Raw genomic sequence first — 22,568 nt, forward strand, 5'->3', positions numbered from 1 at the left:
CTCGGTGCTGGCAATCCAAGAAGATGCGACCTAATTTGATCGCACCTTCCTTAACCAGACAGAGTCCTTATAGTGGGAAACGTAATATGGCGTTAAGATCTGCACCGGAAGGTAAATCGTCGCTGCGTACTGCTAAAACTCTTGCACCGGTCGCCATCGCTCTTTTGGCAATCTCATCAATTAAATCGTAGGTGTCATCCTCATCGTGGTCACTGAAAGTGATTAATCCCTGCTCATCAATGGTGCCTTTCAGCTTGCAGTCGAGGTTAATCAGTAACAAATCAATGGCGCCGAATGTGGCTGCTCTTGCCGCATCTGAAAGATCCTGAGTGACCCGGCGTTCTCCTAAGCGCGTTTCAAAGCGCGAGGCTAACGCGTTCAATTGCTCCTGATAATAGTTATCCATTAACGGCCGCACCAACGTTACCAATTCAGATGTACCAAGGTGCTCTGCATTTTTGAACAGCGTTTCATCTGCCAGGTTAGCCAACGAGTTTGTTGAACGGTAGATTGAGGCCAGCGGCTCGGTACTGACAAGGAGAAGCGGAGAATCATGTCTGGCAAACAGTGGACGTAACGCCTGGTCAATTTTGCGAGTATATTGCGCGAGTCGCACTTTATGATGTGTCGCTCCATGATGGTGGTCATTCAATGCTGCATCCCCCATAGCATCCTTCATGGAGGTGGGCATCTCTGGCACTGTCATCTCTTCTGCGGGAGCATCAGCAAAAAACTCGATCAGGCGCGTCTGGTTTTCAGAGAGTGCAAGGATGTAGGCCGAATGTGGGAAGGTTAACGCACGCAGTAGTGGTTTAAGGTAGAAACGTTTGCCCACCTCTAGTCGATTGGATAGCTCATTTGCCAGCCGGTAAGTTCGGATACTGTCTGGTGTTGCAAGCACCGCCAGGCTGCGTGCATGCAGGTCCCAAAATGACTCATCTTCCAACACAGAACAAAGCTGTTCTTCCAACAAGGCAACACGGCGTTTATCCAGGCCACTGTCTGCAACCTGCAGCAGCGCCTCCTTGATGAAGTTACCAAGTTGAATTTTACTGGCCTCTAAGTGCTGACGTAGAGGCGAGGTTTCAAGATAAATCGAGATACAAGCATCCGCATGAATATCAGCTAAATAGGAATATTCTTCACGGCTAGGGATATCAACATAAAGCATGTGCACCTCGCAAAATGACAATATTATTTAGGTGGTACGGCTTCCTTGGGGGCTTTCCGCTAACATCTGTGGTGAGAGCTTTAAGCAGACAAACAGCCCGTACCTTAACAATAGTTGCTTCCTTGCTGACCGGGGGACAATCAGGTGTTTTTTTATGCTGTTGTAATGAGGTACGCGTAAAGCGGATCACTTGATGTCATTTCTGTCACAACTCAGAAAAGTAGTTGGGAGGAACGAGGAAAAGCATGTTGCCGTCGTCTGCGAGCTTACAGGGCTTGTATTACGGTTTGGCTGCACGGATTTTTTGCGTCAGTGAGATCCACTGACAGGCCTTGTGATAGTGAAAGAGGGGGAATATTAGCGAATCGGACTTTACTTTTGATTGTGATCGCATAAGGGCTTGATGCTGAGTAAACCTAGTGGAGGCTGGCTGGACGAGAGTATTAGGCAATCGAAGAGTCTGGCTGGAAAACAAAGCAAAAAACCCGCCATAGGCGGGTTCTTCTAAATGATGGTGCCCGGACTCGGAATCGAACCAAGGACACGGGGATTTTCAATCCCCTGCTCTACCGACTGAGCTATCCGGGCAACGGGGCGCATTAAACCGTATTGGCCGTGCGGCGTCAACGGATTTGTGACGAAAAACGTGAAAACAGCGCCGATTGCTGGCTTTTCAGGCAAAGGCCGCGTAATTCTGCCTCTGTTACCATCGGCTACTGCATTTCACGCTTTAGCTTAACGCACCGAACTGACGGCACTGGGCAATATGCAAGATATCTTCGGCCAGCCGTTTGGCGACAGCAACATCCTGCAACTGGCGTTTTATCAGCAGTTTACTCAGGCAGCCTTCCTGTACCAGCTCCATTTGCTGCGCTACCGAGTCGGCGTCGTCGGCATCCATCTCACGCAACAGATCGCGGGTGAAGTCCAGCGAGGTGATTTTCTGCTGCTCGGCCAGTTGATGGATCGGGTGGTCGCTCTCAGGGAAGAAGCTACAGGCGGCAATAAACAGGCAGCCAGGGTAGCGTTCATTCTGTACGTGCTCTGCCAGCACGTCATAACGCGCCAACAGCTTTTGCTGCGGGCTCAACGTCTCATCAAGCTGCAACTGGCGGCGCCAGGTATCAATCTGCTGGCCGTGGTAGCGCAGGCAGTCATACAGCAGTGCCTCACGGTCTGGCCAGAACGGTTTGAAATCGCTGTATGGCACACCCAGTTTTTCTGCCAGCATTTCCAAGGTGGTGGTCGCCAGGCCCTGTTTTTCCAACAGCTCCAAGGCTGTATTTAAAACCTGTTCACGTTGCACTAGTGCTCCCTCCAAAAAATGTTCTGAAACTCAGTGTCGTTTACCGAGTGGTTTTCTGCAAATGTGCGTCGAAGGCTTCTGCGTTCATAAAGCCCGTCACGCGAGCTGCGGGTAACTCTTTGCCATCTCGGTCAAAGAACAAAATGGTCGGCAAGCCAAGCACCTGCAAGTGCTTGAGCAAGGCTGCCTGCTCGACATTGTTGGCCGTTACGTCGGCCTGCAGCAACACCGTATCGGCCAGTTGGGCCTGCACCGCCGGATCGCTGAAGGTGTACTTCTCAAACTCTTTACAGGCGACACACCAGTCCGCATACAGATCCAGCATTACCGGCTTGCCCTGCGCCTGTTGCAGCGCCTGGTTAAGCTGCTCAACGTTACTGATACGGGTGAAGTTCAGATGTGGTTGGACCGCCTGTTCAGAGGCCGTGTTGCCGAATGCCCAGTCTTGCAATGGGCGCGCCGAAATCACCAGCGCCGCTAACAGCAGCACTTGGATGGCTCGCGTCCAGCCACGGGATGATTTCAGGCTCAGGACGAATGCCCAGCCGAAGAATGCCAGGCCGAGCAGGCTCCACAGGCGCAGCCCCCAGACGTCGCCGATCACCCGTTCAAGCAGGAATACAGGCAGCGCAAGGATCACAAAGCCAAAGGCTTCTTTGACGTACTGCATCCACGGGCCGCTGCGTGGCAGCAGGCGGTTGCCGAAGAGCGTCACGATCACCAGCGGGATACCCATCCCCAATGCATACAGATACAACGTGCCGCCACCGGCCCACATATTACCGCTTTGGGCGATGTACAACAGGATGGCGCTGAGCGGGGCGGTGGTGCATGGAGAGCAGATCAGGCCTGCCAGAGCGCCCATCACAAACACGCCCACCAGCGAGCCACCCTGCTGGGTGTTGCTCCAGTTGGCCAGCCGCGTTTGCAGTGAAGAGGGGAGCTGCAAGGAGTAGCAGCCGAACATGGACAGAGCCAGGGCGACAAACAGCACCGACAGACCGATCAGCACGTAAGGGTGTTGCAGCGCGGCCTGGAACTGCAACCCGGCGGCGGCAACCACCAGGCCGAGCAGGGTATAGGTCAGCGCCATGCCTTGCACATATACCACGGCCAGCACCAGAATGCGTCCGCTGCTGTGTGGCCGCTCACGGCCCAGAATAATACCGGAAATCAGCGGATACATCGGCAACACGCAAGGAGTAAACGCAATACCGATACCAATCAACAAGGCCCACAGAGGGGAGAAGGGCAGATTGGCTGGTGCTGTTTCTGCTGGTGCTACGGTGACCGGTACTGCGGGCTCTGCGGCAAGCGGCACTGCACTCAGTGGGATCACGCGGGTTTCCGGTGGATAGCAGAAACCGGCCTCAGCACACCCTTGATAGGTGACGCTCAGGCTGGCATTGTCACCCGCCTGCAACAGGGGAATGCTCAGGGTCAATGGCTCCTTGAATATCGCCACTTCACCAAAGAATTCATCTTTATGCTTCAGCCCGGCGGGCAGCTCGAACTGGCCTAGCGTTGCCTGCTGTGGCACCAGCTTGATTTGCTGGCGGTACAGGTAATAACCAGGGCGGATTTGCCAGCTTAGCGTCAGTTGGGGGCCCTGTTGTTTAAAATCAAAGGCAAATGCCTGATCGACGGGGACGAACTGGTTGCCCGCGTTTTGGCCGAACAGTGAAGCCTGAGCCGCAGCGGGCAGGAAGAACAGGCTGCACAGCAGCAATATCAGTTTAATGAGGCGTTGATCCATGACAGGTAATCTTTATCTCCAGCCATCACCGGCAGTACCAACAGTTCGGGTGTCTGGTACGGGTGATGTTGTTTCAGGTAGGTGAGTAGCGCTTGTTGATGCTGGCGATCGCTTTTAAACAGCATCTGCACTTCGTATTCCTGTTGCAGTTTCCCTTCCCAGTAATACAGCGATGTTGCCCCAGGCAGCAGCGTGGTGCAGGCCGCCAGTTTCTCCCCCAGGACGCGTGCCGCCAGCTCTTGCGCTGTGGCTTCATCGGGTGCGGTACAGAGTATGACGATAGCTTCGCAATCAGACATCTTCGGCCCTCTCAACCAGGTTTGGTAACAGGGCACTATACCCTGAAGCGGTGTTGGCTAGAAGGTTAGATTATCAGCAGCAGAGGAATGAGGAGCAGAAAGCGGGGCCGAAGCCCCGCTTGAGGATCACAGAATAACGCTGCCAATCAGGAAGCCGAAGATGACGGCAAACGCCACGCCCAAGGTGCCAGGGATCAGGAACGGGTGGTTAAACACGAAGCGCCCGATGCGTGTCGTTCCGGTATCGTCCATCTGTACCGCCGCCACCAGGGTAGGGTAGGTTGGCAGAATGAACAGGCCAGAAACGGCAGCAAAGGAAGCGATCGCCGTCAGCGGGGTGACGTTCAGGGCCAGCGCCATCGGCATCAACGCCTTGGCAGTGGCGGCCTGAGAGTACAGCAGCGCCGAACAGAAGAAGAAGATCACCGCCAGTAACCAAGGATGGGATTGGATCACGGTACCCGCAGTCTCTTTGATCCAGTCGAGGTTGGCCTGCACAAAGGTGTCACCCAACCAGGCCACGCCCAGGATACAGATACAGGCGCTCATCCCGGCCTTAAAGGTGCTGGAGTTCAAAATCAGGTCGGTTTCGATGCGGCACAGGATGGTGGTCAGGGTGGCCACGCTCAACATGATGATCAAGATGGCATTGGTGGTGTTCATCAGCGGCGTCGTCACCAGACCCATGCTTGGGCTGTTGATGATGGCATAAGCCACTACGCTCAGTACGCCAGCCAGGAACAGCAGCACGGAGGTTTTCGCACGTGGTTTGATCACGATTACGTTCTCACCACGCAGGGCAACCAGACCTTCTTCGAAGCGCTTTTGATACACAGGATCGTCAGACAGCTTGGAGTCAAACAACCAAGTGACCAGCAGCGACATCAGTATCACGGCCAGGAAAGTGGAAGGGATCACCACCATCAGCAAATGCAGATAACTCACACCATGGCCTTCCATAACGGAAGACATGTACACCACAGCTGCCGAGATAGGCGAAGCGGTAATGGCAATCTGCGCAGAAACTACGGCAGTAGACAGTGGACGGCAAGGTTTGATGCCTTGCTCTTTGGCCACTTCTGCAATCACCGGCAGGGCCGAGAGGGAGATATTACCGGTACCGGCGAAGATGGTCAGGAAATAGGTGACGATTGGGGCCAGAATAGTGATGTATTTTGGATTTTTGCGCAGCAGCTTCTCGGTTTGCTGCACCAGATAGTCCATCCCGCCAGCGACCTGCATGGCGGCGATAGCGGCGATAACCGCCATAATGATTGAAATAACGTCGAAGGGAATGCTGCCTGGCTTAACGCCGATCATCGCCAGCACCAATACCCCAAGACCGCCTGCAAAGCCTATTCCGATACCGCCCAGTCTGGCCCCCAAAAAGATGGCCAGTAGAACGATCACCAATTCTACTACTAGCATAGTGTTTACCCCTTAAAATGGATTTTTATGAAAACCAAAGGTTGCAACTTTGTATTGTTAGAAAGAAAAAAGGCACGCTATCCAGAGGATTAGCGTGCCTTTCAGGCTACCGGATGAGTCTATTATTGTTCATTTTCATCTGTATAGCGTTTCGCCTTATATGCCGGGTGCATCAGGTTCTCTACGGAGAAGATGTCATCCAGCTCAGCTTCGGTCAGTAAACCGCGTTCCAGCACGACTTCACGTACGCTCTTGCCGGTTTCAGCACAGATCTTGCCGACAATGTCACCGTTGTGGTGGCCAATGAACGGGTTCAGATAGGTGACGATACCGATAGAGTTAAATACGTAGTACTCGCACACTTCTTTGTTGGCGGTAATACCGTTAATGCATTTTTCCAGCAGGTTATAGCAGGCGTTGGTCAGAATGTGAATCGATTCAAACATCGCCTGGCCAATCACTGGCTCCATCACGTTCAACTGCAGCTGGCCTGCTTCGGCGGCCATGGTAACGCAAGTGTCGTTGCCGATCACCTTAAAGCAAACCTGGTTAACCACTTCTGGGATCACCGGGTTCACTTTGGCTGGCATGATTGAAGAACCGGCCTGCAGTTCAGGCAGGTTGATTTCGTTCAGGCCAGCGCGTGGGCCGGAAGACAGCAGACGCAGGTCGTTACAGATCTTGGACAGTTTGACCGCCAGGCGCTTGTGCGCACTGTGCACCATTACGTAGGCACCACAGTCGGAGGTGGCCTCGATCAGGTCTTCGGCAGGTACCACCGGCAGGCCACTGACTTCCGCCAGTTTCTTAACAGCCAGGTGTTGGTAACCTTCCGGGGTATTCAGCGCGGTACCGATCGCCGTTGCGCCAAGGTTCACTTCCAGCAGCAACTCTGCGGTACGGTGCAGGTTACGGGTTTCTTCATTCAGCAACACGCTGAAGGCATGGAATTCCTGGCCCAGGGTCATTGGCACCGCGTCCTGCAACTGGGTACGACCCATTTTCAGGATGGTTTCGAACTCTTTGGCTTTACGGTCAAACCCTTCACGCAGTTGGTTGATAGCATCGATCAGTTTCTGGTTGGAGGCGTAAACCGCGATGCGGAACCCGGTTGGGTAAGCGTCGTTGGTAGACTGACACTTGTTGAGGTGATCGTTAGGGTTCAGGTATTGGTATTCACCCTTCTGGTGGCCCATCAGCTCCAAGCCGATGTTTGCCAGTACTTCGTTGGTGTTCATGTTCAGCGAGGTGCCAGCACCGCCCTGGAACACATCCACCGGGAATTGGTCCATGCATTTGCCTTTATCCAGTACTTCATCACATGCCTGGATGATGACGTCGGCAATTTTACGTGGGATGGTTTGCAGCTCTTTGTTTGCCATGGCGGCGGCTTTTTTTACCATCACCATGCCGCGTACAAACTCAGGAACGTCGCTGATTTTACTGTTGCTGATATAGAAGTTTTCAATCGCACGCAGAGTATGAACACCGTAGTAGGCTTCTGCTGGGACTTCACGTGTTCCTAATAGGTCTTCTTCGATACGAATGTTGTTTGACATGAGAACCTTCTCTATGTTGCTGCCGAATATAATTATGTGCAGGATAACAAAATAATGTTGCCGAGCGGGTCTACTGCGGAAGTATTGACCGCAGCTATTGTCGCTACCCAGATCATATGCTGGTTGGTAATAAATGAATGAACGTAGATCACTATATGGTGCTTCAGCAAATGACAGCTTTTGGTTTCTGTGAAGGGCTTCACGTTTGCGGCAAAGAGAATAAAAAAGATCGCCCGGTTGAAATGGCGGCGGGAAGCCCCCATTGTATGAAGGTTGGCCGATTAGTGGCCCCATTTATCACGTATGCGCCATCGGGCGGGTACGCCGACTCTACCTAGAGGAGAGAACCAGGTGCGCTGGTTACCGTTACTGCTGATATTTCTACTGGCTTACATAGAGATATCCTTGTTTATCAAAGTTGCCGCCGTGTTCGGTGTGGCAATGACGCTGCTGCTGGTGGTGTTTACCTCCTGCGTCGGCGTTTCCCTGGTGCGTAATCAGGGCATGAAGACCTTTGTGCAGATGCAACAGAAGCTGGCGGCGGGCGAAAGCCCGGCAGCGGAGATGGTGAAAAGCGTTTCACTGGTACTGGCGGGGTTCCTGCTGGTGATACCGGGCTTCTTCACCGATTTCCTTGGCCTGTTGCTGTTGTTGCCGCCGGTGCAGAAATCGCTGACGCTGAAGTTGATGCCGCATCTCGCCGTTTATCGCCCAGGCGGTTGGGGTCAGAACGGCGGGGCTGCCAATGGCAATACCTTCGACGGTGAATTCCAGCGCAAGCAAGACGACCGCTACACCTTGGATCATCAACCTGACGATCGCGACAAGCGTGACGATCGCTGATAATTCCCCCAAACGCGGCCAATCGGCCGCGTTTTTGCTAGTGGCGTTCACCGTAGGCCATCAAATCGAAAATTTTTTTGCTGCTGCCCCTTGAAGGGGGATGGAACGCCCCCATTTCAAATCCCACGGAGCCGGTATCAATAATCCGGCGGACAACCCTAAATCTGATAGAAACCTTCTTACAGGAGAGCGTTCAATGAGTATTCGTCCATTGCATGACCGCGTTATCGTCAAGCGCAAAGAAGTTGAATCAAAATCTGCTGGCGGCATCGTTCTGACTGGCTCTGCAGCGGGTAAATCTACTCGTGGTGAAGTGGTAGCCGTTGGTAAAGGACGTGTTCTGGAAAGCGGCAACATCCAGCCGCTGGATGTGAAAGTAGGCGACATCGTGATTTTCAACGACGGTTACGGCGTGAAAGCAGAGAAGATCGACAATGAAGAAGTGTTGATCATGTCCGAAAGCGACATTCTGGCAATTGTTGAAGCGTAATAGCGCTTTATAAATCTTCTGAACTGAACGAGTTGAAGGGAAATACCAATGGCAGCTAAAGATGTAAAATTCGGCAATGATGCTCGCGTGAAGATGCTCCGCGGTGTGAATGTTCTCGCTGATGCAGTAAAAGTGACTCTGGGCCCGAAAGGCCGCAACGTAGTGCTGGATAAATCCTTCGGCGCTCCTACCATCACTAAAGATGGCGTATCTGTTGCTCGTGAAATCGAACTGGAAGACAAGTTCGAGAACATGGGTGCACAAATGGTGAAAGAAGTTGCCTCTAAAGCGAACGACGCTGCGGGCGACGGTACCACCACTGCAACCGTACTGGCTCAATCCATCATCACCGAAGGCCTGAAAGCTGTGGCTGCTGGCATGAACCCGATGGACCTGAAGCGCGGTATCGACAAAGCGGTTATCGCTGCGGTTGAAGAGCTTAAAAAATTATCCGTACCTTGCTCTGACTCTAAAGCTATCGCTCAGGTAGGCACCATCTCTGCAAACTCCGACGAAACCGTGGGTAAACTGATTGCAGAAGCGATGGAGAAAGTGGGCAAAGAAGGCGTGATCACCGTTGAAGAAGGCACCGGTCTGCAAGACGAGCTGGACGTGGTTGAAGGTATGCAGTTCGATCGCGGCTACCTGTCTCCGTACTTCATCAACAAGCCAGAAACCGGTTCTATCGAGCTGGAAAGCCCGTTCATCCTGCTGGCTGACAAGAAAATCTCCAACATCCGTGAAATGCTGCCAGTGCTGGAAGCCGTTGCGAAAGCGGGCAAACCACTGCTGATCATTGCTGAAGATGTTGAAGGCGAAGCGTTGGCGACCCTGGTGGTTAACACCATGCGTGGCATCGTGAAAGTGGCTGCGGTTAAAGCACCTGGCTTCGGCGACCGTCGTAAAGCCATGCTGCAAGACATCGCTACCCTGACTGCCGGTACCGTGATCTCTGAAGAGATCGGTCTGGAGCTGGAAAAAGCTACCCTGGAAGATCTGGGTCAGGCAAAACGCATCGTGATCAACAAAGACACCACCATCATCATCGATGGCGTGGGCGACGAAACCACCATTCAGGGCCGCGTTTCCCAGATCCGTCAGCAGATCGAAGAAGCGACCTCTGATTACGATCGTGAAAAACTGCAAGAGCGTGTTGCTAAACTGGCTGGCGGCGTTGCCGTTATCAAAGTTGGCGCCGCAACTGAAGTTGAAATGAAAGAGAAGAAAGCCCGCGTTGAAGATGCCCTGCACGCTACCCGTGCTGCGGTAGAAGAAGGCGTGGTTGCTGGCGGTGGCGTAGCGCTGATCCGTGTAGCAGACAAAATTTCTGGCCTGAAAGGCGATAACGAAGACCAGAACGTGGGTATCAAAGTTGCCCTGCGTGCGATGGAATCTCCACTGCGTCAGATCGTGATCAACGCCGGTGAAGAAGCTTCTGTGATTGCTAACAAGGTGAAAGCAGGCGAAGGCAGCTTCGGCTACAACGCTTACACCGAAGAATACGGCGACATGATCGCGATGGGTATCCTGGATCCAACTAAAGTGACCCGTTCTGCTCTGCAGTACGCGGCCTCTGTAGCTGGCCTGATGATCACCACCGAGTGCATGATCACTGACTTGCCGAAAGAAGACAAGTTAGACATGGGTGGCGCTGGTGGTATGGGCGGCATGGGTGGTATGGGCGGAATGATGTAATTCCCCTCACCTCTGTGAGCTAACCACAAAACCCGGCTTCGGCCGGGTTTTTTTATTCCTTTCTTCTGTGTGGGGCTGATTGTTGCGCCCGTGTTTTTCATCGTCAGCGGCTACTGATGCGTCAGTGCTGAATTTGATGATATTTTTGCAGACCGTATCTATTAAGCGTGTAAACTGATAGTTCATCAGCTGTCGCTCAAGACGTTGACCAGGCACCAGTGGCCGCTGGCAACGGATGCTTAAGAGATGGCAACGCTTTCTGATAAGCTTTTGCGTAATTCTCAACATCATATGGGGAACAAGATGCGGATTAAAGCCTTACTGGGTCTATCGGCAGCGCTGCTGCTGGCAGGGTGCAGCAGCACCAATGAACTGACCGCCGCAGGTCAACAGGTCAAATTTACCGACACCAAGCCTGCCGCAGAATGTCAGTTGGTAGGCGAAGTCACCGGCACTCAAAGCAACTGGCTGTCGGGGAGTGGTGGTGAGGGCAGTTCCATGCGTGGCGCGGCCAATGATCTGCGCAACAAGGCAGCGGCAATGGGCGGCAACGTGATTTACGGTGCTACTAGCCCAAGCCAGAACCTGCTTTCAAGTTTTGCACCACTGGACAGCAAAATGATCGGCCAGGTGTATAAGTGCCCGTAACGCTGGCATAAGCACCCGTATAAAACAAAAGAGGAATGCCAAGGCATTCCTCTTTTTGCATTCATGTCGGCCTCTCAGCTTTGCGTGAGGCGCAGATCCAACGGCGTTTTGCTGGGTTCGCCGCCGACTTCACGGGTCAGGCGTGGTACCAGATAGCCGGAAACCTTGCTCAGCAAACTTTTCACGATCGCACGGGCCTCGTCATCGCTGACCATAAAGTGGGCCGCACCCTGCACCTTATCCAACACGTGGAGGTAATAGGGCAGGATCCCCGCATCAAACAGGGCGTTACTCAGCGTTGCCAGCGTATCCGCGTTATCATTGATCCCTCGTAGCAGCACGCTTTGGTTCAGCAGCGTCACTCCGGCGCTACGCAACTGTGCCATACTGGCGCGCAGCGGTGGGTCAATCTCGTTGGCATGATTGATATGGGTAACCATTAGCACCTGCAGGCGCGATGCCGAGAAGCGCTGGCATAGCGTAGCGGTGATGCGGGCGGGGATCACCACTGGCAAGCGGGTATGAATACGCAGGCGTTTGAGATGTGGGATGGCCTCCAGTTCCCCGATCAGCCAATCCAGTTCATGGTCTTTGGCCATCAGCGGATCGCCCCCGGAGAAAATAATTTCATCCAGTTCCGGGTGTTGCCGGATATACTCCAACGCTTGAAGCCAGTTTGCCTTGTTGCCCTGGTTCTCCTGATAGGGGAAATGACGGCGGAAACAGTAGCGGCAGTTAACCGCACAGCCGCCTTTTACCAACAGCAGGGCACGGTTGCGATACTTGTGCAGCAACCCCGGCACCACGCTGCGCTGTTCATCCAGCGGATCGGTCGTGAAGCCTGGGGCATCGATGAATTCTGCGCTGGCGGTGAGTACCTGGCGCAGTAGCGGGTCATTGGCATCACCAGGTTGCATACGCGCGGCAAAGGCTCGCGGCACGCGTAGCGCAAACAGGCGGCGTGCATCGCGCCCCTGTGGCAGTTCCGGGTGCGTATTTAGTGACAGAAGCTGCAGTAATTCATCGGGGTCGGTAATAACATCGGCGAGTTGATGCAACCAATCTTCTCTATGCGCCGTGTTTTGGGTTATAATGTGTGCCATTTTTTTGGCTAAGCTACCAGTTTAAATTTTCAGAGGGCCATCATGGCGACTTATTCTAGCAACGATTTCCGTCCGGGTCTTAAAATCATGTTCGAAGGCGAACCTTACGCTGTCGAATCCAGCGAGTTCGTCAAACCAGGTAAAGGCCAGGCTTTTGCGCGTGTAAAAATGCGTCGCCTGCTGACCGGCACCCGCGTTGAGAAAACCTTTAAGTCTACCGACTCCTGCGAAGGCGCGGACGTGGTAGATACCAACATGAACTACCTGTACAACGACGGTGAGTTCTACCATTTCATGCACCCTGAGACTTTTGAACAGCATCAGGTTGAAGAGAAAACCGTTTCTGACGTGGCTAAATGGCTGCAGGACAACGCGGAATGTATCGTCACCCTGTGGGATGGCCGTCCTATCGCTGTGCTGCCACCGAACTTTATCGAAGCAGAAATCACTGATACCGATCCAGGCCTGAAAGGCGACACTGCAGGTACCGGCGGCAAGCCAGCTACCCTGAGCACTGGCGCAGTGGTTAAAGTGCCATTGTTCGTGCAGATTGGCGAAGTGATCAAGGTTGACACCCGCTCTGGCGAATACGTCTCCCGCGTTAAATAAGTTTCAGCACAGAGGAACCCCCGTGGTTCCTCTGTGTTATCCCTTCCCGTCACACGTTGGCAGAACCGCATGATGAAGAAAACGCTGTTGGCCGTGGTCTCTCTGTTGTTGCTGATGTCTCTCAGCGGCTGTAATACCTTCCGTGGTTTTGGTGAAGACGTTCAGCACCTCGGCGGCGCGATTTCCCGCAGCGCTGGCTGAAATCAATTAGCGCCATTAATCGGATAATACAGAAAAATCCGTTTATTCCGGCAACCCTCCTGATTTTTACTACGCTTAGAGAGCTACACTTTTTCACTAATAACGAATAAGGGTAATCTTATGCTGAAGAAAACTATTTTCGCCATTTTTTCCTTGTTGATCCTGTCATCGCTGGTGGGCTGTAATACTACCGAAGGTGTGGGCAAAGATGTTGAAGCTGGTGGTCAGGCGATCCAGCGTAGCGCACAGTAAATTCCTTTGGGTTCAACGGTATTCCACGGCAGCGCTTGATTTTCCCTTCCGTGGAATACCCATTTAATTCTCTTGTTTGCTATAATCCACGTCTTCAATCAGCCAAGTGGGACGACCCGCCTGCGCTTCTGTTGTCTGGGGACGACCCCATCAGTTCTGGAGCCAGTGTCATGGCATGGATCATTTTGCTTTTTGCGGGCCTGTTAGAGGTCGTCTGGGCTATTGGCCTGAAATACACCCACGGTTTTACCCGTTTGACCCCCAGTTTGATTACCGTCGCCGCGATGGTGGTGAGCATGGTGTTGCTGGCACACGCCATGAAAACGTTGCCTGCGGGCACGGCTTACGCCGTGTGGACCGGGATTGGGGCGGTGGGCGCGGCGGTAATGGGCATGGTGCTGCTCGGTGAGTCGACCAACATCATGCGTATTCTCAGCCTGTGCCTGATCGTGGCCGGGATCCTGGGGCTAAAATTCAGCAGTCAATGAGTGGGCTGCTGATTGACCCAGATTAACGCTTCGGTATCAAAGCCGTAGCCCTTGGCAATCTGCACCAGTCTGTCGCGCGTGGCGGCGTCCAACGTCGGCGTGCGCGACAATATCCACAGATAGTCGCGGTTTGGGCCACAAACCAGCGCATAACGGTATTCCGGATCGAGTTCGATGACGTTATAGCCGCCATAGAAAGGCCCGAAGAATGAGACTTTCAGCGAGGCCGTCTGCGGCGAGCCGATAAAGTACGCCTTGCCTTCGCTCTCCTGCCACTGCTGTTTTTTGCTATCGAAACCCCGGTTAATCACCTTCAGACCGCCGTCTGTGCGCGGGCTATAATTGGCTGTAACCTGCTCCAGGCCTCTTTCAAAGCGATGATCCAGACGCGCGATTTCATACCAGGTGCCCAGATAGCGTTTGCTATCGAAGTTATCTATAACCTTGACGTCTTTCGGGGGTGTCACGCTGCAGGCAACGGAAACGAGGGCAGATAATATGACGCAAAGTTTTGACCAAAAACGCATGAGTGACTCCTGTTTACCGGTATCAGATAGACAGTGTAGTCGACAGGGGGGGATTGCGGAATAGGCGGCCAACGGGAGTTGGCCGCCAGAGGTTTTACAGCGTGACGACCCCGATCAGGGTAACGACGCTCAGGATAGCTGCCAAGCCGTAGAATACCCATTTGCCAGCAGGCACGTGGATTTTCAGATCGTGCATGGCATGGTGGATACGGTGAAGCCCGCACCACAATGGCAAAATAATCATCAGCAGCAGGAACAAGCGGCCGATCCAGCTTTGGCAAAATGCCAGGACGCGCTCATAACCTAAAGCTTCGCCGGGGAACAGGCCGAGTGGCAGCAGGATGCCGACCAGCAGCACGATAGCCGGAGCAACGATCGCTCCCCACATACCGCCAGCGCCAAATAATCCCCAGAAAACCGGCTCGTCAGAGCGCTTAGGTGATTGATTTATCATGTTTCCTCCGGATTACAGTAACGCTACGGCGAGAATGATCACGGTGACGACGATCGTCACTGCCCACAGCGCCTTAACGATTGGCTCCGGCCCCATTTTCTCGCTGTTGACTACGATGTTGGCGGCTTTCGGTGCCAGATCGAACCAGGTTTTGGTATGCAGCGCTGCGGCCAGCAGGGCGATGATGTTAATCAGCAACACCAGCGGGTTTTGCAGGAAGCCGACAAACCCGGCCCAGCTTTCAGGGCCGCCCTTCAGGGCAAAGACGCCGTCGATCAGCACGATGCTGAACCACACCGCCAGCACGGAAGTGCCTTCACGCAGCATATAGAAACGGTAGAAACCCAGCTTTTGCCACCAGGTTGGCGTCATGGTACGCACATAGGGCTTACGTTGTGTTGTCATTGCTGTCTCCCCTCCCTTATTGCGGTTTCAGCATTGCGATCATGAAGTCTTTGGCACTCTCTACCTTGCCCTGCTGGATCGCAGCGGCCGGGTCGACGTGTTTTGGACAGACTTCAGAGCAGTAGCCAACAAACGTACAGGACCAGACACCGTTCTGGCCGTTAAGCAGCGGCATACGCTGTTTCTTGCCGTGGTCGCGGTTATCCAGGTTGTAACGGTGCGCCAGCGTAATCGCCGCCGGGCCGATGAACTCCTGATTCAGGCCGAACTGTGGGCAAGCGGCATAGCACAGGCCACAGTTGATGCAGCCGGAGAATTGGTGATACTTCGCCATTTGCGCCGGGGTCTGCACGTTCGGGCCATCTTCCGGTTTGCGATCGTTGCCGATGATGTACGGCTTAATCGCTTCCAGGCTCTCGATAAAGTGGGTCATATCCACCACCAGATCGCGCTCGATCGGGAAGTTGCCCAACGCCTCAACCTTCATGCCATCGGTATATTCACGCAGGAAGGTTTTACAGGCCAGCTTAGGCACGCGGTTGACCATCATGCCGCAAGAGCCACAGATGGCCATACGGCACGACCAGCGGTAGGACAGGTCTGGCGCCAGGTTATCTTTGATATAACCCAGTGCATCCAGCAGCGAAGTCTGCTCATCGTAAGGCACGCTGAAGGTCTCGAAATGCGGCTCGGCGTCGCGTTCCGGGTTATAGCGCATGACCTCGATTTTCAGGGTTTTCAGCTCAGCCATTCGCCTGCTCCTTATCCTTTCTCTCTTTGTCCTGCGCTTCGGCTGCGGCGCCATAAACACGCTTGGCCGGTGGCAGTTTGGTAATTTTCACGTCGCTGTACTCCAGGCGTGGTGCACCGTTCGGGTTATGGAACGCCAGCGTATGTTTCAGGAAGTTCACGTCGTCACGCTCGGTGCAACCTTCGTCGAGACGCTGGTGTGCGCCGCGCGATTCTTTACGGTTGAAGGCCGAGTGCGCCATACATTCGGCAACGTCCAGGCCATAGCCCAGCTCGATGGTGTACAGCAGATCGGTGTTGAACACGCTGGAGTTGTCGGTAATCTTGACGCGCTTGAAGCGCTCTTTCAGCTCCGCCAGCTTATCGATGGTTTTCTGCATCAGCTCCGGCGTACGGTAGATACCACAGCCTTCTTCCATCGACAGACCCATTTCATCGCGGATTTTCGACCAGTTCTCGCTACCTTCCTGCTTCATCAGGTTGCTGAGGCGGGTTTCCACGTCGCGGCCTTGTGCTTCCAAAGCGCTGCCGTTGGCCGGGCCACTTTCCAGCGCGCGGCGGGCTGCGTGTTCACCTGCCACACGCCCAAACACCACCAGCTCAGCCAGCGAGTTGGAACCCAGGCGGTTCGCGCCGTGCAGGCCAACCGAGGAACATTCGCCGACGGCGAACAGGCCTTTAATGCGGGTTTCACAGTTCTGGTCGGTTTCGATACCGCCCATGGTGTAGTGCGCGGTTGGGCGGACCGGGATTGGATCCTTAACGGGATCGACCCCCACGTAAGCTTTCGACAGTTCACAGATGAACGGCAGACGCTCCAGCAGCTTCTTCTCGCCCAGGTGGCGCAGATCCAGATAGACCACGTCGCCGCGCGGGGTGGCGATGGTGCGGCCAGCACGCCATTCATGCCAGAAAGCCTGCGACACTTTGTCACGCGGGCCCAGCTCCATATATTTGTTTCTTGGCTCGCCCAGCGGGGTTTCCGGGCCCATACCGTAGTCTTGCAGGTAGCGGTAGCCGTCTTTGTTAACCAGAATACCGCCTTCACCGCGGCAGCCTTCGGTCATCAGGATGCCTGAGCCTGGCAGGCCGGTTGGGTGATATTGCACAAACTCCATGTCGCGCAGTGGTACGCCGTGGTGGAACGCCATCCCCATACCGTCGCCGGTGACGATGCCGCCGTTGGTGTTATAGCGATAAACACGGCCTGCACCGCCGGTGGCCATGATGACCGCGTTGGCACGGATCTGCACGCGGGTACCTTCCATCATGTTCATGGCAACCACGCCGCGCGCCTGGCCATCATCCACCAGCACGTCCAGCACGAAGTGCTCATCGAAACGTTGGATTTGCGGGTACTTCAGCGAAGTCTGGAACAGGGTGTGCAGCATGTGGAAGCCGGTTTTATCGGCGGCAAACCAGGTACGTTCAATCTTCATGCCACCAAAGCGGCGCACGTTGACCGAACCGTCTGGCTTACGGCTCCATGGGCAACCCCATTGCTCCAACTGGGCCATTTCACGTGGGCAGCTGTGAACAAAGTGATCGACCACATCCTGCTCACACAGCCAATCGCCACCGGCTACGGTGTCCTGGAAGTGATAGTCGTAGCTGTCGTGATCCTGAGTGACTGCGGCGGAGCCCCCCTCGGCGGCTACCGTGTGGCTACGCATTGGATATACTTTAGATATCAGCGCGATTTTCAGTTGGGGATTGGCTTCCGCGGCGGCTATAGCGGCCCGTAAACCAGCTCCCCCGGCACCAATGATGGCTAGGTCGGCGTTAAAGGTTTGCACTGCACTCCTCCAATGTTCTCGTTAAAACGACAATTTAATTAATCTATGCTTAATATTTATAAAGGTGCTTCGGGTGCTAAGCTAAATTCAGTGACTTTTTAAACTAAACACTAAGGATAGATAACTGCTACCGAATATAGGGTTATCACTATACCTAAAGTTAAGTAGTAGAAATTTGATGTGATCGATTGTTTTGCCTTTTAAGCGTTACGCAAGAGGCATTCCTGCAAAAATAAGGTGTTGCCTCGCCTTTATCTTTGATTAGTAGGATTGTCGGTGGTTTATATGGCTTATATGTTTTTTATGATTTTAATGTAGACCAGCGCACACAATAGCCAAGAATTTGTTTGCATGAGAGGATGCGAGTAGACTGCACCCCCTGTTTGATTTCGGAGTAATTACCATGAGCGAAACGGCAAGCTGGCAGCCAAGTGCACCCATCGCCAATTTGTTGAAACGCGCAGCGATACTGGCTGAGATCCGGCGTTTCTTTGCCGATCGTGGCGTATTGGAGGTTGAGACCCCGGCGATGAGCCAGGCGACAGTCACCGACATCCACCTGGTCCCTTTCCAGACGCGTTTCGTCGGCCCGGGCGCGGCAGATGGCCTGACGCTGTACATGATGACCAGCCCGGAATACCACATGAAGCGCCTGCTGGCGGCAGGGAGCGGCCCGATCTATCAGATGGGGCGCAGCTTCCGTAATGAAGAAGCGGGGCGGCATCACAACCCTGAATTCACCATGCTGGAATGGTATCGCCCGCACTATGATATGTATCGCCTGATGAACGAGGTGGACGATCTGCTGCAACAGGTACTGGATTGCGACAGTGCCGAAACCCTGTCCTATCAGCAGGCGTTCCTGCGCCATCTGGATCTCGATCCGCTGTCGGCGGAGAAGGCGCAGCTGCGCGAGGCTGCGGCCAAGCTCGATCTGAGCAATATTGCCGATACGGAAGAAGACCGCGATACCTTGCTGCAACTGCTGTTTACCGTGGGTGTAGAACCCCATATTGGTCGTGATAAACCGGCATTCGTTTACCACTTCCCGGCATCACAGGCCTCGTTGGCAGAGATCAGCACCGAAGATCACCGTGTCGCAGAGCGGTTCGAGGTTTATTTCAAAGGCCTTGAGCTAGCGAATGGTTTCCGCGAGTTGACCGATGGCGATGAGCAACGCCAGCGCTTCACGCAGGACAATCGTAAACGTGTGGCGCGTGGCTTGCCGGAGCACCCGATTGATAACAACCTGCTGGATGCCTTGAAGCATGGTATGCCGGAGTGTGCTGGCGTGGCATTGGGCGTCGATCGTTTGGTGATGCTGGCGTTGGGAGCCGAAAGCCTGAGCGAAGTGATCGCGTTTCCGGTCAGCCGGGCATAACGTTTTCGCCTCCATGAAAAAGGGTTCGGCTTGCCGAACCCTTTTTGCTTTTATAGCCCGCCCGACTCGCGGCGCGTGTTGCGCGGTGGGGTTGAAGGCGGCGTGCGGCCATTACTGGTCATGCGCGACAGCGTTTCGGTGCGAACCTGGAACGGTGGGTATGGCAGCGTGATGCCGTGTTCACGGTAACCCGCCAGGATCAACTGATGGATCTCATGGCGTAACGGCATACGGTGGCCCATTTCGGCGGCGTAGATGCGCAGTTCGAAGATCTGAATACCCTGTTGCAGATCGACCAGATAGGCTTCCGGTGTTGGGTTATCCAGCACCAGTGAGCAACGTTCGGCCGAGTTGATCAGGATCTTGGTCACTTCTTCCGTATTCGCTTCTGCCGGTGCCGGGACGGTCAGTACCACACGGGTCAGCGTGTCCGATAGCGACCAGTTGATAAACTGTTCGGTGATAAAGGCCTTGTTAGGCACGATAATCTCTTTGCGATCCCAGTCTGAAATAGTAGTGGCACGGGTATTGATCTTGGTGACGGTGCCCGTCAGGTTACGGATTGTCACCGTATCGCCGATGCGGATCGGTTTTTCAAACAGAATGATCAGGCCTGAAATAAAGTTGGAGAAGATCTCCTGCATACCAAAGCCCAAGCCCACGCTGAGCGCGGTGACCACCCATTGCAGTTTCGACCACTCGATACCGATCCAGGAAAAGCTGAGGATCGCCCCGAACAGCAGTAACAGGTATTTGGTTATGGTGGTAATGGCGTAGCCGGTGCCGGGCGTCAGATCCAGGTGCTGCAACACCGCCAACTCGAGTAATGCTGGCAGGTTACGCACTAGCTGCATGGTGACGATCAGCACCAGGATGGCGATCAGCAGCGCCCCCAAGGTGATTGGCTGAGCGATATCAATGCCATTCACCGTGGAGTTGACATCCCAGAGCTTGATATTTTCCAGGAAGCCGAAGGCCGAATGGATCTCTGACCACAGGACGATCACCGAGACCAGCGCCACCATCGTCAGGATCGAACGCACCAACCTCAGCGACTGGGCGCTGATGGCATCCAGATCGATTTCCGTCTCATCCACCTCAATCGCACCTTCGATGCTGTTAGGGGTATGTGAAGATTCTTCTTCGCCTTTGGCACGCTGCGCCAGGATATCGGCACGGCGCTGTTTGGCACGGTCAAAGGCGATGCGGCGGCGTTGGATCAGCATCCAGCGGCGGATAATGTGGTAAATCACCAACAGCAGGAACCAGATGGCAACCGAGGTCTCCAGGCGTGCCAGCAGTTTCTGTGCGGTGGTCAGATAGCCGACGGTGGAAGCCAGAGCGGCAATCAGCGGTGCGGAAAGCAACAGCCCCCACAACGCGGTATTAATCAGGTTTTCGCCGGAGCCTTTGTTATCCAGATACAGTGGAATACCGGCCCGCTTCAAGCTGTTGGTGACCAGCGCCAGCGCCAGACAGAGCAGAATGAAGCACAGGCGGCCAAGGGTATTGGCGAATTCGCGATCGTTGAGATTGTCGAAGGTGATCAGCGCCATAATCAACGGCACGATCAGCCAGATCGACATCTGGTAATAACGCATGGCGCGGGAAACCTGTTTCACCGGCCAGCGGAAATGCACGATGAACAACCCTTGCGGATGGGCGAAGGCGGCGCTGATCATACAGATCCACAGCACTGGCAGCGTGGCGGTGACGCCCTCACCGATGGCGACAGCAACCGGATATGGCCAGGCATTTTGCAAGCCGAAGCCCAGCGCTGCCCACAATACCGGCAGCGGCAAGGCCACCAGGATCGACCAAAATACGGTACGCAACGTCAGCAGGAATTCATCTTGCGTGACCTTACCTACTCTGCTGCTGGCCCGTGCCAGGAACGCATGGTAATGCTTACGCGAACTGATGCTGAAAATCACCAACAGCACCGCACCAAACAGCGGGATCAAGGTTTCCCGGCTAGTGACCATCATCACGAAGGCACCGCTGAGCTGCGTCAGGGTATCCAGTGACAGTACACGGGTCAGATCCTGTGCCACATTGAGCGGGTATGACAGGGTGATAGGGCTGACGTCTGGCACCCAGAACAGATAACGGTGCGCTGCATCCTGAATTTCGTTCAGCGCATCGACCAACTGGGTGTTGGCCACCTTCAGCTTGGTCAGCTCAAGGATCTGGGTATCGCAGCCGGACAGCAGCGAGTTCAACAGATCACGCTGGGTGCGTAGCTGGGCATCGACGATACGCTGCTGGGCGCTGGTCAGGGGGCTGCCGTCATCTTGTTTAAACTCTTTGGCTCGCTGTGGCAGGCTTTCCAGTTGGTTTTCAAAATTCAGGCGTTGAACGCGCAGATCGGCCATGGCGCTGTCCAACTGCCGGGGTTTTGGCATTTCTGGCAAGATGGCGACCTGGGCGCGCAGGGTTTCCCCCAGCGCAGTAGAGGCGCTCAACCATTGGGACTGCTCAATGATGGTGCTCAACGCCTGGCGTACCTGCAGCGTTTGTGCGGCGGCCTGGCGCTGTTGGGAAGAGATCAGATCCATCTGTTGCGCCTGATCGTTCAGCGCAGCAGAAAGTTCACGGTTGATTTGCAGCTGCTTGCGCAGGCTGGCGGGTAAATCGCCATTCTGTTCGGCCAATTGCTCGGTTTTTTCCAGTGCCCGTTCCGCTTCTCGCTGGCGTTGGCTGTTGAGGTTGTTACGTAGCGCCTGTAACTGGACATCAATTTTTTCATGCCGCGTTTTGTAGACATCGGCACGCATCCGCGCCAGTTCCTGCCGGTTATTGGCCGAGAGTTGAGCCAGGTCCAGCTCATCCACTTTCGCTTTACGTGCCGCTGCCTCTGCCTGTAACAGAGCAAGCTGCGCCAGTGCCAATGGCGTGGTTTGGTTATTGCCCTGAGCCTGTAGGCGGCGCTGAACTTCCGTTAACGCTCGCCGGGCTTCGGTTTGTTGCTGTGGCAGTTGGCTGAGAGAGTCGCTGATCTCGCGTGTCCGGTCCTGCTCCTGTTGCAACAGGCGGGCCTGTTCCAGCAGTTGGCTGCTGGTTTGCAGAATTAACTGTTCCAGATCGCTGGCGGGCAGGTTTTCGCCGTTGGGCAGGATTTTGGCTTCTTCGAGGGTGAGCTGGCGGCGCAGTTCCTGCGTCATCTTCGGGAAATCGTCGATCACCCGTTGATACTGCTGGGAATTGTTCTGCGACTCTTTGCGTTCGGTGAGCCAGTTGATGGCGCTTTGCAGCGCCTCAACCGTTTCCGCCTGATTAGGCGCGTTTTTATTGCCCTCGGCCAGTTTCAGTTCTTGCCGTAACTGGGACTCGTTGGGGATCGCGGCGGCGAGAACCGGCTGGATCAGTAGCAGGCTGAGCAATAAAGCGATAATCAGGCGCACAGC

General features: G+C 54.4%; 22 protein-coding genes and 1 tRNA gene. 9 read left to right on the plus strand and 14 right to left on the minus strand.

Going from position 1 to position 22,568, the window contains the following annotated elements; genetic code table 11:
- Window positions 1-67 precede the first annotated feature (67 nt).
- The 7 genes from A6U95_RS07615 to aspA all read right to left on the minus strand — a co-directional run bounded on the left by A6U95_RS07615 (window position 68) and on the right by aspA (window position 7,519).
- The gene (locus A6U95_RS07615; RefSeq protein WP_065684065.1) at window positions 68-1,171 is read right to left on the minus strand and encodes a hypothetical protein; all 1,104 of its coding nucleotides are present in this window, start codon (window positions 1,169-1,171) and stop codon (window positions 68-70) included.
- 512 nt (window positions 1,172-1,683) lie between these two features.
- Window positions 1,684-1,759: transfer RNA gene (locus tag A6U95_RS07620), tRNA-Phe, on the minus strand.
- A 142-nt stretch (window positions 1,760-1,901) separates the two neighbouring features.
- Window positions 1,902-2,477 (minus strand): transcriptional regulator, encoded by a 576-nt coding sequence (locus A6U95_RS07625; RefSeq protein WP_021807590.1) that lies wholly within the window; start codon window positions 2,475-2,477, stop codon window positions 1,902-1,904.
- A 40-nt stretch (window positions 2,478-2,517) separates the two neighbouring features.
- Window positions 2,518-4,233 (minus strand): protein-disulfide reductase DsbD, encoded by a 1,716-nt coding sequence (locus tag A6U95_RS07630; RefSeq protein WP_065684066.1) that lies wholly within the window; start codon window positions 4,231-4,233, stop codon window positions 2,518-2,520.
- Window positions 4,209-4,532, minus strand: coding sequence for a divalent cation tolerance protein CutA (cutA, locus tag A6U95_RS07635; RefSeq protein ID WP_065684067.1), 324 nt, complete (start codon window positions 4,530-4,532; stop codon window positions 4,209-4,211). Before cutA ends, A6U95_RS07630 begins: the two co-directional genes overlap by 25 nt.
- Window positions 4,533-4,658: 126 nt before the next feature.
- Complete coding sequence (locus A6U95_RS07640; protein ID WP_024484767.1) at window positions 4,659-5,960, minus strand: anaerobic C4-dicarboxylate transporter; 1,302 nt, start codon at window positions 5,958-5,960, stop codon at window positions 4,659-4,661.
- 122 nt (window positions 5,961-6,082) lie between these two features.
- The gene (gene aspA, locus A6U95_RS07645; RefSeq protein WP_021807586.1) at window positions 6,083-7,519 is read right to left on the minus strand and encodes an aspartate ammonia-lyase; all 1,437 of its coding nucleotides are present in this window, start codon (window positions 7,517-7,519) and stop codon (window positions 6,083-6,085) included.
- 351 nt (window positions 7,520-7,870) lie between these two features.
- Here aspA and A6U95_RS07650 point away from each other — a divergent pair, with 351 nt between their 5' ends.
- The 4 genes from A6U95_RS07650 to A6U95_RS07665 all read left to right on the plus strand — a co-directional run bounded on the left by A6U95_RS07650 (window position 7,871) and on the right by A6U95_RS07665 (window position 11,195).
- Window positions 7,871-8,362 carry an FxsA family protein gene (locus A6U95_RS07650; protein WP_024484768.1) on the plus strand — a complete coding sequence of 164 codons (492 nt, stop codon included), beginning with the start codon at window positions 7,871-7,873 and terminating at the stop codon, window positions 8,360-8,362.
- Window positions 8,363-8,558: 196 nt separating this feature from the next.
- Window positions 8,559-8,852, plus strand: a complete 294-nt coding sequence (locus A6U95_RS07655) for a co-chaperone GroES (RefSeq protein WP_004952634.1) — start codon at window positions 8,559-8,561, stop codon at window positions 8,850-8,852.
- A gap of 48 nt (window positions 8,853-8,900) precedes the next feature.
- Window positions 8,901-10,547: a chaperonin GroEL gene (gene groL / locus A6U95_RS07660; protein WP_024484769.1), complete on the plus strand. Its 1,647-nt coding sequence runs from the start codon at window positions 8,901-8,903 to the stop codon at window positions 10,545-10,547.
- A gap of 303 nt (window positions 10,548-10,850) precedes the next feature.
- Window positions 10,851-11,195: a DUF4156 domain-containing protein gene (locus A6U95_RS07665; protein ID WP_024484770.1), complete on the plus strand. Its 345-nt coding sequence runs from the start codon at window positions 10,851-10,853 to the stop codon at window positions 11,193-11,195.
- Between the two features lie 74 nt (window positions 11,196-11,269).
- Here A6U95_RS07665 and epmB read toward each other — a convergent pair whose 3' ends face one another.
- Window positions 11,270-12,298, minus strand: a complete 1,029-nt coding sequence (gene epmB / locus A6U95_RS07670; RefSeq protein ID WP_024530203.1) for an EF-P beta-lysylation protein EpmB — start codon at window positions 12,296-12,298, stop codon at window positions 11,270-11,272.
- A gap of 42 nt (window positions 12,299-12,340) precedes the next feature.
- On the opposite strand from epmB, the gene efp reads away from it, so the two are divergent.
- The 4 genes from efp to sugE all read left to right on the plus strand — a co-directional run bounded on the left by efp (window position 12,341) and on the right by sugE (window position 13,848).
- Window positions 12,341-12,907 (plus strand): elongation factor P, encoded by a 567-nt coding sequence (gene efp, locus A6U95_RS07675; protein WP_024484772.1) that lies wholly within the window; start codon window positions 12,341-12,343, stop codon window positions 12,905-12,907.
- 69 nt (window positions 12,908-12,976) lie between these two features.
- Complete coding sequence (locus tag A6U95_RS07680) at window positions 12,977-13,108, plus strand: entericidin A/B family lipoprotein (protein WP_021182099.1); 132 nt, start codon at window positions 12,977-12,979, stop codon at window positions 13,106-13,108.
- Between the two features lie 120 nt (window positions 13,109-13,228).
- On the plus strand, window positions 13,229-13,360 hold the full coding sequence (locus A6U95_RS07685) for an entericidin A/B family lipoprotein (RefSeq protein ID WP_021807577.1): 132 nt from the start codon (window positions 13,229-13,231) through the stop codon (window positions 13,358-13,360).
- 170 nt (window positions 13,361-13,530) lie between these two features.
- A complete protein-coding gene (gene sugE / locus A6U95_RS07690; RefSeq protein ID WP_021182101.1) occupies window positions 13,531-13,848 on the plus strand; it encodes a quaternary ammonium compound efflux SMR transporter SugE in 318 nt (105 codons plus the stop codon).
- On the opposite strand, the gene blc is transcribed toward sugE, so the two are convergent.
- From blc to frdA, 5 genes are all read right to left on the minus strand, one after another.
- The gene (gene blc, locus A6U95_RS07695; protein WP_065684068.1) at window positions 13,842-14,375 is read right to left on the minus strand and encodes an outer membrane lipoprotein Blc; all 534 of its coding nucleotides are present in this window, start codon (window positions 14,373-14,375) and stop codon (window positions 13,842-13,844) included. The two genes, sugE and blc, sit on opposite strands and share 7 nt — an antisense overlap.
- Window positions 14,376-14,469: 94 nt before the next feature.
- The gene (frdD, locus tag A6U95_RS07700; RefSeq protein WP_021182103.1) at window positions 14,470-14,829 is read right to left on the minus strand and encodes a fumarate reductase subunit FrdD; all 360 of its coding nucleotides are present in this window, start codon (window positions 14,827-14,829) and stop codon (window positions 14,470-14,472) included.
- A 12-nt stretch (window positions 14,830-14,841) separates the two neighbouring features.
- A complete protein-coding gene (gene frdC, locus A6U95_RS07705; protein ID WP_065684069.1) occupies window positions 14,842-15,234 on the minus strand; it encodes a fumarate reductase subunit FrdC in 393 nt (130 codons plus the stop codon).
- A gap of 16 nt (window positions 15,235-15,250) precedes the next feature.
- Window positions 15,251-15,985 (minus strand): succinate dehydrogenase/fumarate reductase iron-sulfur subunit, encoded by a 735-nt coding sequence (locus A6U95_RS07710; protein ID WP_024484774.1) that lies wholly within the window; start codon window positions 15,983-15,985, stop codon window positions 15,251-15,253.
- Entirely contained in the window at window positions 15,978-17,780 is a 1,803-nt protein-coding gene (gene frdA / locus A6U95_RS07715; protein WP_024484775.1) for a fumarate reductase (quinol) flavoprotein subunit, read from the minus strand. Before frdA ends, A6U95_RS07710 begins: the two co-directional genes overlap by 8 nt.
- A 403-nt stretch (window positions 17,781-18,183) precedes the next feature.
- On the opposite strand from frdA, the gene epmA reads away from it, so the two are divergent.
- Entirely contained in the window at window positions 18,184-19,161 is a 978-nt protein-coding gene (epmA, locus tag A6U95_RS07720; RefSeq protein ID WP_065684070.1) for an elongation factor P--(R)-beta-lysine ligase, read from the plus strand.
- Window positions 19,162-19,211: 50 nt separating this feature from the next.
- Here epmA and mscM read toward each other — a convergent pair whose 3' ends face one another.
- Window positions 19,212-22,565, minus strand: coding sequence for a miniconductance mechanosensitive channel MscM (gene mscM / locus A6U95_RS07725; RefSeq protein WP_065684071.1), 3,354 nt, complete (start codon window positions 22,563-22,565; stop codon window positions 19,212-19,214).
- Window positions 22,566-22,568: the final 3 nt, after the last annotated feature.

The sequence above is a fragment of the Serratia sp. 14-2641 genome (assembly GCF_001692375.1).
GTDB lineage: Bacteria > Pseudomonadota > Gammaproteobacteria > Enterobacterales > Enterobacteriaceae > Chania > Chania fonticola_C.

What these genes read in the sequence shown, in the direction of transcription:
- A6U95_RS07640 (WP_024484767.1), bottom strand. Translation starts at nt 5,960, where the DNA reads ATGCTAGTAGTAGAATTGGTGATCGTTCTACTGGCCATCTTTTTGGGG.
- A6U95_RS07685 (WP_021807577.1), top strand. Translation starts at nt 13,229, where the DNA reads ATGCTGAAGAAAACTATTTTCGCCATTTTTTCCTTGTTGATCCTGTCA.
- frdD (WP_021182103.1), bottom strand. Translation starts at nt 14,829, where the DNA reads ATGATAAATCAATCACCTAAGCGCTCTGACGAGCCGGTTTTCTGGGGA.
- efp (WP_024484772.1), top strand. Translation starts at nt 12,341, where the DNA reads ATGGCGACTTATTCTAGCAACGATTTCCGTCCGGGTCTTAAAATCATG.
- A6U95_RS07665 (WP_024484770.1), top strand. Translation starts at nt 10,851, where the DNA reads ATGCGGATTAAAGCCTTACTGGGTCTATCGGCAGCGCTGCTGCTGGCA.
- A6U95_RS07630 (WP_065684066.1), bottom strand. Translation starts at nt 4,233, where the DNA reads ATGGATCAACGCCTCATTAAACTGATATTGCTGCTGTGCAGCCTGTTC.
- cutA (WP_065684067.1), bottom strand. Translation starts at nt 4,532, where the DNA reads ATGTCTGATTGCGAAGCTATCGTCATACTCTGTACCGCACCCGATGAA.
- A6U95_RS07710 (WP_024484774.1), bottom strand. Translation starts at nt 15,985, where the DNA reads ATGGCTGAGCTGAAAACCCTGAAAATCGAGGTCATGCGCTATAACCCG.
- blc (WP_065684068.1), bottom strand. Translation starts at nt 14,375, where the DNA reads ATGCGTTTTTGGTCAAAACTTTGCGTCATATTATCTGCCCTCGTTTCC.
- A6U95_RS07680 (WP_021182099.1), top strand. Translation starts at nt 12,977, where the DNA reads ATGATGAAGAAAACGCTGTTGGCCGTGGTCTCTCTGTTGTTGCTGATG.
- A6U95_RS07615 (WP_065684065.1), bottom strand. Translation starts at nt 1,171, where the DNA reads ATGCTTTATGTTGATATCCCTAGCCGTGAAGAATATTCCTATTTAGCT.
- epmA (WP_065684070.1), top strand. Translation starts at nt 18,184, where the DNA reads ATGAGCGAAACGGCAAGCTGGCAGCCAAGTGCACCCATCGCCAATTTG.
- aspA (WP_021807586.1), bottom strand. Translation starts at nt 7,519, where the DNA reads ATGTCAAACAACATTCGTATCGAAGAAGACCTATTAGGAACACGTGAA.
- frdC (WP_065684069.1), bottom strand. Translation starts at nt 15,234, where the DNA reads ATGACAACACAACGTAAGCCCTATGTGCGTACCATGACGCCAACCTGG.
- A6U95_RS07655 (WP_004952634.1), top strand. Translation starts at nt 8,559, where the DNA reads ATGAGTATTCGTCCATTGCATGACCGCGTTATCGTCAAGCGCAAAGAA.
- epmB (WP_024530203.1), bottom strand. Translation starts at nt 12,298, where the DNA reads ATGGCACACATTATAACCCAAAACACGGCGCATAGAGAAGATTGGTTG.
- groL (WP_024484769.1), top strand. Translation starts at nt 8,901, where the DNA reads ATGGCAGCTAAAGATGTAAAATTCGGCAATGATGCTCGCGTGAAGATG.
- sugE (WP_021182101.1), top strand. Translation starts at nt 13,531, where the DNA reads ATGGCATGGATCATTTTGCTTTTTGCGGGCCTGTTAGAGGTCGTCTGG.